The organism is Limnothrix sp. HT2024 (genome assembly GCF_059138625.1).
The window spans coordinates 2,057,794-2,075,964 of record NZ_CM181121.1 but is presented as its reverse complement, the minus strand read 5'-3'; the positions used below and the strand labels follow the sequence as shown (position 1 = coordinate 2,075,964).

The 18,171-nt window shown below is 62.2% G+C and carries 2 protein-coding genes (1 of these 2 only partly in view); both read left to right on the top strand.

Annotated elements, in window-relative coordinates:
• The first annotated feature begins 516 nt into the window (after positions 1-516).
• A complete protein-coding gene (locus AC2IAX_RS08255) occupies positions 517-14,229 on the top strand; it encodes an SDR family NAD(P)-dependent oxidoreductase (protein WP_494390123.1) in 13,713 nt (4,570 codons plus the stop codon).
• Between the two features lie 2 nt (positions 14,230-14,231).
• Positions 14,232-18,171 carry the start of an SAM-dependent methyltransferase gene (locus AC2IAX_RS08250; protein ID WP_494390122.1) on the top strand. The gene runs 24,851 nt beyond the window's last position, so 3,940 of the gene's 28,791 nt are visible here — the first part of the coding sequence; the start codon lies at positions 14,232-14,234; its stop codon lies beyond the right edge, outside the window.

The window sequence follows — 18,171 nt, the reverse complement described above, 5'->3', positions numbered from 1 at the left end:
AAAACTAGCCGATGTCAGAGCTTCTATAACGATCTTGGGCCTGGTCAATATTCCTGAAAGATTGAGATTCAAAATCCTTCATGACCAATGAATGACCTTAATCAAAGTGCTGAACAAAGTTATCAAGTTGATGTTCAGCTCCAAGACCCTGTTATTCGTGACTATTGCGTTTTTGAGCAACCAACACTGCCGTTTAGTTGCTTACTAGATCTGATCCTTCGGATTGCAATGAGTCGCAATGCAAGACTAAACGAGGATCAAACAGAATTAGTCATTAATCATTTGCACTATATTCGTCCAATCGTTTTCAGGGGGTCTCAGAAGCATCATTTACGAGTGGTATTTCAGCCCATGGAATCGGAGGCGCGAATTACCAGAACTCGAATCACAGTGGCAGGCGCTGAGGCGGCTCAAGGTTCGGGAGACCAAGGCCACTGGCAACTTTATTTGCATTGCCAACTTGAAACAAAAAAGTTAGCAACAGAGGGGCCTGCTCGATCGCCTCTGCCTTTATCTTTGCTGCGTCATTTAGATAGCCATGAGCCTAGTGATGGTTGGCCGCATCGGATCGCAGAATTGCAAGAATTGGGCTTGCAGTTAGGCGAGTTTTATCAAGGCCAAGGCGCTTTGTGGCGAACTGAAGAATGGCTTGTGACCCGGTGGCAACTCAGCTCACTGGCAGCGGGATATGGTCACAGTTTTCTGCTGCACCCGGCTTGGCTCACGGCGGCGTTGCTGATGCCGGTAGGCGAGGCGGCGATGGTGCGGCGCGGGATTCCGCTGGTGTCGGAGGTGGCTTCCTGTCGGGTTTGGCGGCCGGGGGTGGCGATCGACTATGCGGCAATACCGTTGCCCGGGTCGCAAGACCGTTTCGATCTGCTGTTGTTGGCGGCTGATGGTCAATTGGTGGCATCGCTGGAGGGGTGTGTTGTGTCTTGGGTGCAGAATGGGGCTGATTTCCTGGGCCGATCGGGGCCGGCGGCGGTGGGGCCCGGCCTCGATCGGCTGTCTGACTCACTGGGGGCTGGCTTCTCGCGGCCGGTCACCTTCACTTCGGCGGATCCGATGCTGCGAGATCATCGGGTGCGATCGCTTGGGGTGGTTCCGGGGGGCTATTTCTTAACGATGTTGTTGGCGGCTGGGGCCGCCGGAGCGCCTGCCAGATCCCGATCGCAGTGGCGCGATGTGCGGTTTTTGGCCCCGGCGGTGGTCGATCGCGACCCACTGACCGTAATGTTGCAGACCGGCGGCCAAGGGGCCGAAGGGGAAATTTTCCAAATTGTGGACTCGGCGGGACAGGTGTTTTGTCGGGCCACCCACGGTGACCCGGCCAAGCCAGCTCCGGCCCTGTTGGAGCAAGCACCGGAGTTAACCGCCCAGACAATGGCGGCGGCAACGGTTTACGACGCGATCGCCCTGCGGCAATTTTTCCTGGCCCGGGGTTTGGACTATGGCTTCAGTTGCCAATGCCTAACCCAAGTGACGGTTTTGCAGGACTGGGCTTGGGGAGAGGTTCGGGAAACGGGGGGCGAAGACTGGGCGATCGTGGATGCGGCATTTCAGGTGGCGGCCGCGTTGCTGGCGAATGGGGCTAACCCGGTGGGTGCATTACCCCAACCGGCCGATTCCTTGAATTCCCGTGACCTCCAACGGGAACCAAAACCCGAGCCGCCCTTGGAGCCGTTATTAGTGCCCTACGGCATTGATGCCTGCTGGTTAGATGGCTCGCTGGTGGCTGTGCGGCGGATTGGGGTGCGCTGTACCCATCGCCGATCGCGCGGTGGGCAATTTGATCTGATGGGCTTGGATCGCCACGGCAATCGAGTGTTTCTGATTCAAGGGGGGCGGTTGCAAATGGCCCAATGGCAACCCGCGCAAGGGCAGCAACCGGCTGCACCCGAGTCTGCTAAGCCCGATCGGGAACCCCCCTCAGAGCCGATCGACCAGGAGCCGTTGCGATGGTTCCAGCCCCAATGGCAACCGTGCCCCGCCCCGAACCTGGCCAGCGAAACGGTGTTGGAAGAGGCGGGTTGGGGGTTGCTTTGCTCCGCTCAGGGGCCGATTCCGGCGGTGATTCGTGAGGCGGCGATGCTGGCCCACCGGGGACAGGTGCTTGAGCAATGGCCCGATCGCCCTGACTCTGCCCCAACCATCACCACGGTTTGGTATTGGCCCGCGATCGGGGAGGAAGGGCCGATCTTGCTATGGCGGTTCTTGAAGAGGCTTCAGGAGCGATTCCCCTCCCCAACGCCCTTAGCGCTACGGGTGATCACAACGGGGGCGGCGGCGGTGGAACCCACCGAAACCCCGCAACCGGATGCGGCGGCGATCGTGGGCTTGCTGCACAGCTTGGCGGCGGAGTCTCCCCATTGGCAGGTGGGCCGTGTGGATGTGGATGAGACCTGGCTGGCTAACGGCCAAGCGTCCTCCCTGCTGGCAGCTTTGACGATTAATCTGTCGGCGACCTCCCAGCGTTGTGAGCTGGCACTGCGATCGAGCGGTCTCTATCGGCGTGACCTGGTTGCCATCCCAGTTCCCCCCACGCCTGCAACCCCATCGCCCTTGCCCCTCAGACCCGGCGGGGTTTACGTCATTGCGGGTGGCGCAGGAGGCATTGGAGCCGCCCTGGCCCAGCGATGGGCCGCCAGGATCCCGGGGCTGCAGCTGGTGTTGTTGGGGCGGCGGCCGTTGGACGCAGCGATTCAAGAACTCCTGCAAGCCTTGACCACAGCCGGAGCCACGGCCATCTATGAGGCGGTGGATATTACAGATGCGGCCGCGATCGAGTCCCTGTTTGCCACCCTGCGATCGCGCTATGGCGCAATCCATGGCGTGATTCATTCCGCCCTGGTGCTGCGGGATGGCCTGTTGGCACAAATGAGCGAGGCCGACTTTCAGGTGGCTTTTGGGGTCAAGGCCGCAGGCATCCGGGCCTTGGCCCAAGCCACGGTTCTCGATCGGCTGGACTTTTTCGCCTGTTTTTCGTCCTTGAATTCCTTCCTTGGCAATGCGGGCCAGGGGAATTACGTGGCCGGCTGTGCCTACCAAGATGCCTACATGACCCAGATGCAGCGGCAACGCCCGGCGGTTCACTGGGTGGTCTGTAACTGGGGCTATTGGGGCGAAAGCGGCCGAGTCACTGCGCCCATGTATCGCAAGCGGCTTCAGCGGCTAGGGATTGGGGCCATTGGCACGGAAGAAGGCCTGGCCGCCTTTGAACAACTCCTGGCCAGCCATGCGACCCAAGTGGCCATCTTCCGAGGCACTGATGCCCTCTGCGATCGGCTCGGTTGTATTGCCCGATCGCCTGAGACCAGCGAGTCAGACCCGCCCGTCACCATGGCAGCACCCCCAGCTCCCGATCGCCCGGAGATTGCTAGCGCCTTGAGTTCCCCGATCGCACCATCCACCGCCAATCCCGTCACCCAACCCGCTGTCAACATCAGCGCTTTGGAAGTCCAAATTCGGGGCTTGGTGGCGGATTGTTTGGAAGTTGCCCCCGAGGAAATTGAAGCGGAAGGGCGGTTTGCGGACTATGGCTTGGACTCGATCAGCGCTGTGGATCTGATTCGATCGGTCAATCAGGCCTTTGGGTTAGAGTTGCGCACCACCGTGCTGTTTGACTATCCCACGGCCCGCAGCTTGGCCCAACACTTGCAAACCCTGCCCAACTTGCAGGCTCCGTTGGAGTTGCCTCCCGCCGCCGTTGCGCCACCGAATTTGGCAATCTCCAACCCCCTCGCCGCTCCCACGGCTTCGGTTTCCCCTGTGGCCCCCACTCTCCCCAGCCTGGATGGGTTGGAAACCCAGGTGCGGGGCTTGGTGGCGGATTGTTTGGAAATTGCCCCCGAGGAAATTGAAGCGGAGGGGCGGTTTGCGGACTATGGACTGGACTCGATCAGCGCTGTGGATCTGATTCGATCGGTCAATCAAGCCTTTGGGTTAGAGTTGCGCACCACCGTGCTGTTTGACTATCCCACGGTGCGCAGCTTAGCCCAGCACTTGCAAGCGTTGCTGCCAATGGCTGTTGCGCCAACGGCTGATCCGGTTGCTAGTCAGTCCAATTTCACTCAGTCCAATTTCACGCAGCCTAATCCAGAGACTCGCCCGGCCGCTGGTTCCCCGATCGCCCCGCCCCGCCCTGACAACGGCCCGCCGATCAGCGTTCCCAGCCCCACCCCCGATCGGCCCCGAACTGCCCGATCGACCGCAGCAGCCATTCCCGACGTTGATTTCTCATCCCTGACCTTCCCCAGAGCCGTTTGGTTAACGCAACCCGGCTCCGTGGCCCAAGTGCAGTGGCGATCGCAGCCCATCACCCCTCCGGCGGCGGATCAGGTGCAAATTGCCGTGCGAGCCGCCGCCCTCAACTTTGGTGATTTGCTTTGCATCAAAGGTCTCTATCCCACGATGCCGTCCTATCCCATGACTCCGGGGTTTGAGGTGTCGGGGGAAATCATTGCCCTGGGGGCCAATGTCCAAAACTTCCAAGTGGGCGACCAGGTGATGGCGCTGCTGGGGGAATCCTTGGGCGGACTGGCGGAAATTGTGAACGCCGATGCGGTGCTGGCGGTGCGCAAACCCGCCACCGTCAGCCACGAAACCGCTGCGGCCTTCCCCGTCACTTGGCTGACGGCCCACCAAGCCATTGAGCGGGCCCGGCTCCAACCGGGAGAGCGCATTTTGATCCAAACGGCGGCGGGGGCCACGGGGCTTCATGCGGTGCGTATGGCCTTGGCGATCGGGGCGGAAGTGTTTGCCACCGCTGGCAGTGCCCATAAGCTGGACTATTTGCGCCAAATCGGGGTGCATCACGCCATTGCCTATCGGGAATTGGACTTTCAGACGGAAGTCATGCGCCTGAGCGAAGGGCGCGGGGTGGATGTGGTGATTAACACCCTGGCGGGGGATGCGATTCCCAAGGGCTTGCGGTGTTTGGCTCCCGGTGGGCGCTATGTGGAACTGGCCATGACGGCCTGGAAAACGTCGGCCGCCCTGGATCTGTCCACGTTGGTAGATAACCAATCGGTTTTGAGCTTGGACTTGCGGCGGTGGTTCCTGCGCCGATCGCCCGAAGTGCCCTTGGCTTTGGAGGACATGGCCCAGGCCTTGGCCCAAGGGGCCGGCGAAGGCATGGTCGATCGCACCTTTTCGCTGGCGGAGGTGCGATCGGCCCTCGCCTACCTGGAAAGTCGGCAAAGCATCGGCAAGGTGGTGATTACGATGCCAACACCCCCGGCCCCCAGCACCCGCAACCCGCGCCGAGGTGCTGAAAGTGCCGCCCTGGCAGGGGTGATTGAGGGGGCCGATCGCGCTATTCCCGAGCCGATCGCGATCGTGGGCATGAGCGGCCGTTTTCCCGATGCGCCGACCCTCAACGACTTTTGGCAAAACCTGCAACGGGGGGTCGGATCCTGCGGCCCGGTTCCGCCCGATCGTTGGGATCCCGAAGCCTTAGCCACCCAAACGGGCGATCCGGACTACCGGCACTATTGCCGATTCGGAGCCTTCTTGGATCGGGTTCACGATTGGGATCCGCTCTTTTTCCGGATCACCGGGGTGGAAGCGCAACTCATGAGTCCCGAGCAGCGGTTGTTCTTGACCGAAGCTTGGCAGGCCTTGGAGGATGCGGGCATTCCCGATCGACAGCTCAACGGCAGTGATTGCGGCATCTTTGTGGCCGCCGGAACCGGGGACTATGACCGCTGGTTGGAACAGGGGGGCGTGAACCCCGATGGCCATGTGTTGATTGGCAACAATGTGGCCATTTTGGGTGCTCGACTCGCTTACTTCTTGAACTTGCAGGGGCCCTGCTTAACGGTGAATACGGCCTGCTCCTCGTCCCTGGTGGCGATCGATCTAGCCTGTCAGTCCCTGCGATCGGGCCGCTGCCAAACCGCGATCGCCGGGGGAACCTTCATCATGCACACCCCCCAAATCCATCTGCTGTGTGGTAAGGCGGGAATGGTGTCGCCCTCGGGGCAGTTGCGGGCCTTTGCGGCCGGAGCCGATGGCTTTGTGCCCGGCGAAGGAGTGGCCGTGGTGGTGCTGAAACGGTTGCGGGATGCCTTGGCCGAGGGCGATCGAATTCATGGGGTGATTCGGAGCATTAGTGTCAACCAAGATGGCTTAAGCAATGGCATCACCGCCCCCAACAGCCAAAGCCAAAGCGCCCTGCAACGTCGGGTCTATGCGGCAGCCGACATTGACCCGACCACCATTACCTATGTGGAAGCCCATGGCACGGGCACAGCCCTGGGGGATTCCATTGAGTTTGAAGCCATCACGCGCGCCTTTCGAGACAAGACGGCAGCCAACGAGTTTTGCGCCCTTGGCTTCGGCAAAACCAACATCGGTCACACCATCTATACCGCCGGTCTCGCGAGCTTGCTGAAAGTGCTGTTGGCCTTCAAACACCAGCAAATTCCCCCGTCCTTAAACTTCGAGACCCCCAACCCGGACATTCGCTTGGCGGACAGTCCGTTCTATGTGAACCGGGAACTGCGCCCCTGGCAACCGCCGGCCGGAATTCCGCGCCGAGCCGCCGTCAGTTCCTTTGGCTTCAGTGGCACGAATTGCCATCTGGTGTTGGATGAGCCGCCGGCCGTGGCCCCGGCCCGCCTCAATCCGGCCGGGCACGCCCCGATCGCGGAGTTGTTTCTGGTTTCGGCCAAGTCAGAAGCTGCCCTGCAACGGCGGTGTCAGGACTTGGCGGATTTCCTGGCGGCTAACCCGCAATTGTCGCTCCGGCGGTTGGCGGCCAATTTGGCCACGCGCCGCAGCCACTTCCGCTACCGCGTGGCTTGGGTTGCCGATCAACCGGCCACGCTTCAGACCTATCTTCTGGCCCAGGCGACGGCCCCTTGCGCAGACATTGAAGTGTTGGCGGCCCCCAGCACGGCGGCGAGTCTGTTGGCAGGAGCCGCGATCGCCACGGGAGCCGGCCGCTGGGAAGCATTGGAGTCCTTGGGCGAACTCTATCGATCGGGCCATGACCTGGATTGGGAACGGCTCTATTCCAAGGCGGTGGCCTATCCCCTGGATTTGCCAGCCTATCCCTGGCTACCGGTGCGCTGTTCGCCGCAATTGGCCCAGGCCAGTTCCTTGCCGGTGGCCCCTGGAGCTGAGGATGGGACAAGCGATCGATCGCCCGATCGCCCCGTCGATCCGCCAATTAATCCAGCGGTTCATCAACCAGTTGCTCAACTCGTCGATCCGCCAGCGAATTCGCCCACCAATTCGCCAGTCGATCGCCCCTCCCCAGAACAAGACACCGCCTACATTGCAGCCCTGGCTCAAGTGCGGCAATTGCTCGCCACAACCTTGGCCATTCCTCCCGATCGCCTCACCCGCTTTGAGCCTTGGAATCGCTTTGGTCTGGACTCGCTGCTGATCAAAAAACTCAACGCCCGGTTGAGCCAAGTCTTTGGCCCAGTGCCCCCGAGCCTGTTTTTTGAGCAGCGGAATCTGCACGAACTCACCCTGTTTTTGCAGCAGACCTATCCTGAACACTTTGCCGAATCCGTGGCCGAGTCTGGGTTGCCCGATTTAACTGAATCATCGGAACTGCCCAAGAACCAGGAACCCCGGAACCCGTCCCAGGCGACCCAAGGCATGGGAATACAGACCAAGGGTGCGCAGGAGGCCAATGGAACCCATACCAACGGACTGCCCGAGACCAACGGAACCCATACCAACGGAATCCATGAAACCAATGGGACTCACGCCCCGGCGATCGATCCCACCGGAATCAAACCCCAAGTGGAACCCGCCCCCCGATCGCTAGAGATTGCTGTGATTGGCATGGCGGGGCGCTATCCCGGCGCGTCAACGATCCAGGATTTTTGGCAACAGTTGGCGGCGGGCCAAGAAGCGATCCAAGAAGTGCCGTCCGATCGCTGGAACCATGACCTCATCTACGACCCGGATCCCCACAACCCCACCACCAGCTACACCCGTTGGGGCAGTTTTTTGGATCAGGTCGATCGCTTCGATGCCCTGTTCTTCGGCATTTCCCCCAAGGAAGCCGAGGCCATGGATCCCCAAGAGCGACTGTTCCTGGAAGTCTGTTGGCATGCCTTGGAAGATGCGGCCTACGCGCCCTCTCGATTGATGGACAGCCAAGGCCAGGGGCCCAAGGGCGGGGTCTTTGCGGGGGTGATTTGGGGCAGCTATCAACTGCTGGCCGCAGAAGCTTGGGCCCAAGGGCGGGTGGTTGCCGTTGGCCCTTCCCACTGGGGCGTGGCCAATCGTGTTTCCCATGTGCTGAACTGGCATGGCCCGAGCTTGACCGTCGATACGGCTTGTTCGTCGTCCTTGGTGGCGGTGCATTTGGCCTGTGAAGCCATCCGACGCGGGGAATGCGACTTGGCCTTGGCGGGGGGCGTGAATCTTTATTTGCACCCTTCCAAGTTTGTGGCCATGAGCCAACTGCAGTTTGCCTCCCGAGATGGCCGCTGCCACAGCTTTGGAGCCGGGGGTGATGGCTACGGGGCCGGCGAAGGGGTCGGGGCGGTGGTTTTGAAGCCGTTGGCCCAGGCGCGAGCGGATGGCGATCGAATCTACGGCATCATTCAGGGTTCCAGCGTCACCCACGGGGGGCGCACCCATGGCTACACCGTGCCCAACCCACTGGCCCAGTCGGCGGCGATCGCCCAAGCGCTGGATCAATCGGGGTTTGCTCCCGAAACCGTCAGCTACATCGAGGCCCATGGCACGGGCACGGAATTGGGCGATCCGGTGGAAATGGCGGCCCTCAGTCGCGTGTTGGGGGGCAACCGACCCACCCCCTGCGCGATCGGCTCTGTGAAGTCCAACATTGGCCATTCGGAATCCGCTGCGGGCATTGCGGGTCTGATCAAGGTGCTGTTGCAGATGCAGCATGGGCAGTTGGTTCCGTCCCTCCATGCGGATCCTCCCAATCCCGCGATCGCCTTTGCGGAGATGGGTTTTCGGGTGCAGCGGCAACTTGCGCCTTGGACTCCCGTGGCCGGTGTGCGGCGGGCGGGCGTGAGTTCTTTTGGCGCAGGTGGAGTCAATGCCCATCTGCTCTTGGAATCGGTGACGGATGTCCAAGGCCAGCCCTCGGGCCCAGCCCCGACGGATCAGACTGCCCCAGTGCTAATTCCCCTGTCGGCGGCTAATCCTGATCGATTGCGAGTTTTGGTGACAGATCTGGAAGCGGACTTGGCGGCCCATCCCGATCGACCCCTGAGGGCGATCGCGGCCACCCTGCAACGGGGTCGTGAACCCTTGGGAACGCGCTTGGCCGTTGTGGCCGATTCCGTCGAACGGTTACGGCAATCCCTGCGATCGTGGTTAGCTGGTCAACCCGATCAATGGACGTTTAGTGGACAACTACCCAGTCAGCGGATTCAGGCTCCTCCCGCTTTGATGCACGATCACTGTTCCGTGACGCAAACGTTGCTGGAGCAGGGGAATTGGCTGGCCGTTGCGCCCCGATGGGTGGCCGGAAACGAGGTGTTCTGGCCGGCCATGGGCGAAATCATTTCCCTTCCTGGTTACCCATTCGCCCCGGAGCGGCACTGGTTGTCCGCCGGGGAGCCAATGCGCCGCCCCCAACGACCGGAGTCACCGCCCGTGGAAGGGGCTGTCCTGGCCCAACGGGTTTGGCGCAATGATGTTGATGCTCTAGGGAGCGCTGGCCGAGGAGCGATCGTCCCCTCCGAGCCAATCACCCTGGTGCTGAGTTGCCCCGAGGAGCAGGCGGCGGCTTGGGCCCAAACCCTGCGGCAGCGGTATCCCGCCGCGATCGTCATCCAAAATCCAGCGCCCAGCCAGCCCCTGCCCCCGGGCCCCCTCCAGGGCTGGTATGTGGGGAATGGTGATGAAACCGAGAGCCTGTTGGGCCTCCTGCGGTTCAGCCAGACCTTCAGCCAAAAATTAATGGACGATCGCCCCTTGACCCTGGTGGCGATCGCCCCTAACCCTACCGCCGCCATGCAGGCCGCCTTCTTGCGCACCCTGGTGGCGGAATATCCCCACTGGGCTGCGGCCTCCCTGGCGATCGCGCAACTGCCCACCGAGCCGGCCTTGGCTTGGCCCCTGGAAGTTGCCCTGCCCCTGCCCCATCCCGGCCAGGCGCGGGAACTGGCTTTGCGCAACGGTCACTGGCAAGAATGCCGGCTGGTGGAAATTACCCTTGATCCTTCGGCCCCATCAGACAGCCGATCGCCCGGGCCCGGTTGGCGCAAAGGGGGTGTTTATTTGATCACCGGAGGCTTTGGCGGTCTGGGTCAGCTCCTGGCGCGATATTTGGCTCGGGAGTTTCAAGCTCACTTGATCCTGCTGGGTCGCCATCGGCTCGATCGGGAACGGGTGCGCTTCATCCAAGAGATCCAATCCTTGGGGGGCGAGGCCATTTACCTGAGTGCTGACCTCACCTGTTCCGAGTCCCTGGATGAAGCCCTGCGCCGGGCCCGCCAACGCTTTGGCCCCCTGCAAGGGGTGATTCATGGAGCCGGGGTTTTGGCCGATCAGGCCATTGCCCTGAAGGATGAAGCCTCATTCCGACAGGTGTTGGCTCCCAAGGTGATGGGAACGCGTCTGTTGGCGGCGGCTACCGCCACGGATCCCCTGGACTTTTTCTTACTGTTTTCATCGTTGGTCAGCGTTTTGGGCAACCCCGGCCAGGGAGACTACGCGGCAGCCAATGCATTTTTGAATGAGTTTGCGGCCCAGGATCCGCGCCGCTGGGTGATTGGGTTGCCCTTGTGGCAGGACGGCGGAATGCAGATTCCCGCCGAGCACCTGCATCACCTGCGGCAAACCACGGGGCTGGCTCCGATGCCGACGGAGGCGGGGTTGGCGCTGTTGACGGACTGGCTGGCGGCGGGCCCAGCGGCGTTGGTGGCGGCCTGGGGCGATCGGGCGTTGTTGCGCCGGTTTTTGGGTCTGGAATCGCAACCGGAATCGCCATCAGCACTGCAATCCACGGCTCGATCGGGTCTGGCAGCCAGCCCTCAGCCAGTCCAAACCCCAAATCATGCCCCAAACCATAGCTTGGGATCCCATCTGGAGATGGTGGCAGCCCAAGAGCAATTGCAAACGGAGCTACGAACCCTGTTTGGTCGGGAGCTGAAAATCGCCCCCGATCGGCTGGATCCGGAAGCGGGGTTGGATATCTACGGGCTGGATTCCGTGGCGGTGCGGCGATTAACGGCGCAGCTTGAAACGCGCTTTGGCCCCCTGCCCAAAACCTTGCTCTTTCATCACAGAACCCTCCGATCGCTGGCGGAACACCTACAAACACGATCGCCCCAACCCGCGATCGCCCCGGCGGACTCCAGTGCCAACCCCGACCCGCTGACCTTGGCGGCCGCTCCCGTTGATCGGGAAGCCACCCCGGAGCCGATCGCCATCATTGGTTGCCATGGCCGTTTTCCCGGTGCAGAAACCCTTGATCACCTTTGGACATTGCTGGCCCAAGGGGGCGAGTCCATTACGGATGTGCCGCCCGATCGCTGGGATCACGCCCTGTTTTATGACCCCCAACCGGGACAACTGGGCAAAACCTATGCCCGCTGGGGAGGCTTTTTGGAGCAGGTGGATCAATTTGACCCGCTCTTTTTTGGCATCACCCCTAAGGATGCTGAGTTGATCGATCCCCAGGAGCGACTGTTCCTCGAATCCGCCTGGTTAGCCCTCGAAAATGCCGGTTATCGCCCGGATGCCCTCGATTCGGACGATCCCGATCGCCCCCATGCCACAGGCGTTTTTGCCGGGGTGACCTGGGGCAGCTATCACCTGTTGGCCTTGGATGCTTGGCGGGCGGGGGTGCCCAGTTTCCCCAACTCATCCTTTTGGTCGGTGGCGAATCGGGTGTCCTATACCCTGAACCTGCAAGGGCCCAGTATGCCCGTGGATACCGCTTGCTCTGCGTCCCTCAGCGCGATTCATTTGGCCTGTGAAAGCTTGCGGCGGGGGGAATGTCAACTGGCGATCGCTGGAGGCGTGAATCTCTATCTCCACCCCGTGAAATATGTGCAAATGGCCCATCTGCGGTTTGCCTCCACCGATGGGAAATGCCGCAGCTTTGGGGCCGGTGGCGATGGCTATGTGCCCGGCGAAGGGGTGGGCACGGTGATTCTGAAGCCTTTGGCGGCGGCCCTGCGCGATCGAGACCCGATCCAAGCCGTGATTCGGGGCAGCGCCATGAATCACGGGGGCAAAACCAACGGCTACACCGTTCCCAATCCCCAAGCCCAAGCCCAAGTGGTGCGCCTGGCGTTGGAGCGGGCCCAGCTCGCGGCCCATGACCTGTCCTACCTGGAAGCCCATGGCACAGGCACTTCCCTGGGCGACCCAATTGAAATGGACGGCTTGCAACTGACCTTTGCGCGGGATCCCCAGGTGCAGCCCGGCCATTGCGCGATCGGGTCGATCAAATCCAACATTGGCCACCTGGAATCGGCGGCGGGCATTGCGGGGCTGTGCAAAATCCTGCTGCAACTGAAGCATCGCCAATTGGTGCCCAGTTTGCATTCCGATCGGCCCAATCCGGCGATCGACTTTGAGCACAGTGCTTTCCGGTTGCAGAGAACCCGATCGCCTTGGGCAGGGCCCGCCCCGCTTCGTGCGGGTCTCAGCAGCTTTGGTGCAGGTGGAAGCAATGCCCATGTGATTGTGGAGGAAGCCCCCTCCCATGTTCGATCGGGGCCAGAGTTGCCGCGATTGACACAGCCGGAACTGATCATTCTGTCGGCCCGCACGCCGCAACTGTTGCGGATCACGGCCCGGAACCTTGCGAACTTCCTCCAGAACGATTCCACGGCCAACCTGGCCGATCTGGCCTTCACCTTACAGGTGGGCCGGCGACCCGCGGCCCAGCGGTTGGCGGTCGTGGTTGATTCGATCGCCCAATTGCAGCGGGTTTTAACAGCCTATGGTCAAGGTCAAAACCCGGGCGATGGGACAAGCAACCTGTGGTTGGGTGAAGTGCAGCCCGGTCAACCCGTTCCGCCCCCGCTAGCTGCCGCTGATCTCGCGGATCGATCCGCCCTATCCGCCCTATCCACCCTTGCCCAGCATTGGATCCAAGGCGGCTCCGTGGATTGGACTGCCCTGCCGCGGCCCGTTCCGCCTGTGCGCCTGGCCCTGCCTGGATCGCCGTTCGATCGACGACGCTGCTGGATTCCCCTCCCCGAGACGGTTGCGCCGCCATTGGCCCCCGAGTCGCTCCCGGTGTCGTCCGCGACCACGAATGGGGAAACAGCCCCCGCGCCCGATCGCCCCTGGAGCGTGAGCTACACCATTGACTCCCATAACCCGATCGCCCAAGAGCACCAGGTGAGCGGCCGCCCCACCTTGCCGGGATCTGCCTTGCTGGATCTGGTGGCCGAGACCATTCGCCAAGGGAACGGAGCCGCCACTTGGGGAACCGTCGGCGGGTTTGCGGAGGTTACCTGGATGCGCCGGGCCGAAGTGCCAAACCAGGGCCTGACGCTGCGAGTTGCCTTGACCGCCAGCGCCGACCGGATCCGCTTCACCGTGGAGAATGCCCAAGGAATCGCCTATGCCTCGGGTCAGGCCCTCCGGGCGATCGAGCGGCCCCCTGCCCTCCCCGCCGAGTTTGTGGATTTGTTGGGAGCCAAGGGGCAACCGCTATCGATTCAGGCGTTCTACGAAATCTTTGACCAAACGGGTGTGGCCTATGGGGCCAACTTCCGGGGTGTTCAGCAAGTTGAGTGGCTCCCGGGCGGCACGCGGGCCCAACTGGCGATCCCGCCGCTGACCGCGCCGGTTTTCAGCCCCATGGGTCAACGGCTGGATATGGTTTGGCAAACGGTACAGGCGGAATTGCAACGCCAGACCGCTCACCATCAGCTCTGGCTGCCGTTCATGGTCGAGTCGGTGCAGTGGTTTGGCCCTTGGCCCGCTGCGGGCACGGTGCTGGTTCGATCGAGTCCCCTCGGCTCAGCTTCGGCCACGGCGGCCGATGAACAGGCCCTACGGCGATTCCACTTGGCCCTGCTGGATCCCCAAGGGCAGTTAGTGGCGATCATCCGCAACTTCTGTGTCAAGGCCGTGAAGGCCAGCAGTGCCGTTCAGCCGGTGCAAGCGGTGGTTCCGTCGGCCCTGCCACCCCCCAACCTGGAGCGGGAATTGCTCACGGTGCTAGCGGAACTGGCCCAAGGAGAGCAATCCCTAGAAGAAACCGATCGCCAACTGGCAACCCTTTTGAGTCGTGCAGTCAAGATAGAGCCGTAACCATGAACCGGGTTGAGATTTTAAGACAAGTCCAAATGGGACAACTGTCCCCCCAGGAGGCAGCTCGTCGCCTGGCTGTTGGGGAGACGCAGGCTGAGGTTCAACCCCAGGGCGCTCCGCAATTACCCTTGACGGATTGTGATCTAACCGGTGTGCTCTATCGTCCGGCTTGGCATTTGCTTCCGGCTCCGACGATGCCGCCGGCCACCGCAACGGCTACCCCGGTCTGGATCTATGGAACGACGGTTGAGGCGGCTCAGGGGAGTTCGGGCGATCGCCCCTCGATCAACGGGGCCAAGCCGGATGCCCAGCGCTCCGACCCCAATTCCCGCGACCTACAGCACCAATGGATTCAGCAGCTCGCGACGGTGCTGGGCCCCTCGGCTCAGTTGCGATCGTGGGCCACTGATTCAGCGTCAGAAGCGGCCTTGATGGCGGATCTGCAAGGGGCGATCGAGCCGCTCACCATTCTTTGGGTTGATCGTGAGCCGAGCACCGATTGGCAGTCACCCGCTCCGGCTTTGGCAACCCTCCAAACGGAAACCATTCCCGCCCTGCTGCGCCTCATTCGGGCCATCCATCACCAGGGCAAAGCCGCCAACCTCACCCTGAAGCTGATCACCTTCAAAACCCACCGGGTGCTGGATTCGGAACAGGCCTCGCCCCCCACCTTGCCCATGGGAGCCGTCCTGGCGGGGATCGTCAAAGTCCTGCGGCGGGAATATCCCAAACTGCGGGTCGCCGGTTTTGACCTTGATCTTCACGATCCCCATTGGCAGGATGCCACCACGGCCGCCGCTGGCTTCCAGCAACTGCTGGCGGATCCGGGGGATCCCTGGGGCCGTGCGATCGCCTGGCGACGGGGCCGGCGGTTTGTGCAAACTCTGATCCAACTCGCTGGCCCCAGCCCCACCCAGGACGGCTCCCAGCCCAGCCCCATGCTGATTCCTCGGGGGGTGGTGGTCATTGCGGGCGGCACGGGCGGCATTGGTCGCACTGTGGGCCACTGGTTGGCGAAACAGTGCCAATCCCGGTTGGTGTTGCTGGGACGGCGGGCCCCGGACGAGGCCATTCAACAGCAACTCACCCAAATTCAACAGGCGGGCGGCGAGGCGATCTATCTCCAAGCGGATATGACCGATCCGCAGCAACTGCATCAGGCTTTTCAAACTGCGTTCGATCGCTTTGGCCAAATCGATGCGGTCATCCACTCAGCTCTGATTCTGGAAGATAGCGCTCTCCATCGGTTGACGGAGGCGGCTATGGCCCGTGTGTTGGCTCCCAAGGTGGCGGGATCCCTGTATTTGTCTCAGGCGGCGATCGACTTCGGGGCCAGGCTGTTGGTTTTCTTCTCCTCGGCCAATGTGTTCTATGGCACGCCGGGCCAAGCCAACTACGTGGCCGGTGGCACGTTCAAGGATGCCTGGGCGGGTCAGTTGGCCGGCTCCGGTTTGATTCAAGTGCAGTGCCTGAATTGGGGGTTTTGGGAAGAGGTGGGCATTGTGGCCTCCCCCGACTACCGGGCCCGGATGGCGCAACTGGAAGTGGCAGGCATTGACTGCGCCCTTGGGTTAGCGGGGTTTGCTTGGATGCTGGGCAGTGGTCTGCGTCAGGCCCTGGTTTTGCGCTGTGGGGCGGCGATGCAACGGGAGTTGGGGTTAGTGGGCGATCGCCCTGTGCAATGTCAACTGCCCGGTGAAGGAGCTTACCTATCGGCGGCCCTGACCCGCATGGGCGATCGGACGGATCCGGTGGTGGATCAGTCCCTGGCCGAATCCTTGGCGGTTTTGGAGGAAGTAAGTCAGTTGGCGTTGTTGGCGGCTTTTCCCCAGCGCTCTGACCTGGCCACCACCCACGAAGGGGCCCGGGCCCTCAGTTTGGCCCTGTTTCCCCTGTGGGAAGCGGCGGCGGCCCGACCCGGGTGGCGCGAACGGGCCTCGCAGTGGGAATCGGTGCGCGATCGGGTGGCCCAGCAGTTCCCCGAACTGACTCCCCATCTCCAGTTGCTGTCCGCCTGTGTGGCGCAATATCCCCGGCTGTGGCGGGGTGAAGTGGCGGGCCATGAAATTCTGTTTCCCCAGGGTTCCAGTGAGCTGGTGGCTCCGGTCTATGCCAGTGGGTCTTTGGCCGAGCGAATGAATGCCACGGTGGTGGCGGTGTTGGCGGCCTGGCAAGCGGAACGGGGCCCCGATCGCCCCCTGCGGATTCTGGAAATTGGAGCAGGCACGGGAGCCACGGCCGCCGTCGTGTTGGCGGCCCTCCAAGATCACCCGCAACTCAGCTATGTTTTCACCGATATTTCTCCCGCCTTGGTGCGCCGAGCCACCGATCGCCTGGGTCACTATCGCGGCTGCCAGTTCCAAACCTTGAACATTGAACAGGATCCGATCGCCCAGGGATTCACCCCGGGGAGTTTCGATGTGGTCTTGGCGGCCAATGTGCTCCATGCCACGGCCAATATGGATGCCACCCTGAGTCGGGCGAAGTTGCTGCTGGGCAGCCATGGCCTGCTGATCTTGGCGGAAGCCACCTCCAGCCAGCTTTTCTCCACCATGACCTTTGGGGTCACCAAGGGCTGGTGGGCCCATGACCCGGATCAACAACGCCTGCCCGGGGGCCCCCTGTTGGATCCCCAAGGTTGGGAAGCCCATTTGGTTAGCACAGGGTTTCAGGGGGTTCGAGCGATCGCCCTCGGATCCCCGGCGGCCAGCGCGATCGGCCCGGTCAGTGCGCCCTATCACGTGATTGTGGCGGAAAGTGACGGTTGGATCCCCGAAACGGCCTTGCTCCCGATCGCTCCCGGGGTGACTGCCCATCGGGGGGCAAACTCGCGCAGCCATGCAGAGAGCGCCAGCACCAACACAGATGCCCCGTCTGGCCGAGAACCCGGGCGATCGCCCCAACCGGTCACCAGCCATCGGGCAACCCTGAAGGGAATTTTTGCCCAAGTTTTGAAAATGGATCCCGCCGAGCTGGCCACCGAGGCCACCTTTGAGGCGATGGGGGTGGATTCGCTGACGGTGTTGCAGTTAACCGAAGCCCTGGAGCGTCACTACGGGGCCCTGTCCAAAACCTTGCTCTATGAATACCCCACCCTCAGCCGTTTAGGGGCTTATTTCGATCAAAACCATGCCAGTTCCTTGCCCTCGACCCCCAGTCCCGCGTTAACAAGTCCAACGCACCCTCACTCACCGTCCAGCCATTCGGTGCCAACCCCTTCGATCGCGATCGACTCCCCGGCGACTGGTTTCCCGGTGTCCGAAACGCCCGCGATCGACCCGGTGGCTCCCGATGCTCCCAGCGCGGCCCCCTTCACCCCTGAGGAACCCGATCGCCCTCCGGTGGCCCCCGAGGCAGCGGCCCTTTTGTCCCTGAATTCCCTACCCGCCGACGGTGACCAACCCTTGGCGATCGTGGGGCTGGCGGGTCGCTATCCCCAGGGCGAAACCTTGGCAGCCTTTTGGCAAACCCTGGCCGAAGGTCGCAGCGCCATTCAAGAAGTGCCCGCCGATCGCTTCGATTGGCAGCAGATTTTTGACCCCGAGGGGGGCGATCGCCAGAGCTACAGCCGCTGGGGTGGGTTCATTCAGGATGCGGATAAATTTGACGCGGCCTTCTTTGGCATCTCCCCCCGGGAAGCGCGGGATATGGATCCCCAAGAACGGGTGTTTTTGGAAACCGTTTGGGCCTGTTTGGAAGATGCGGGCTATCCGCCCCAGCGCCTGAAAGCGGCTGTTCGCCGGGCCAAGGCCGAGGGCGATCGGGCGGCGGGTCGGCGGTTGCCGGGGAATCGCAATGATGTGGGGGTCTTTGCGGGAATTACCTACAGCAACTACCAGCTCTACGCGATCGAGCAGTGGCAACGGGGGCAACGGGCCGGGGCCCATGCGGCCTTTTGGTCTGTTGCCAATCGCACCTCCTGGCTGTTTGACTTTCAAGGGC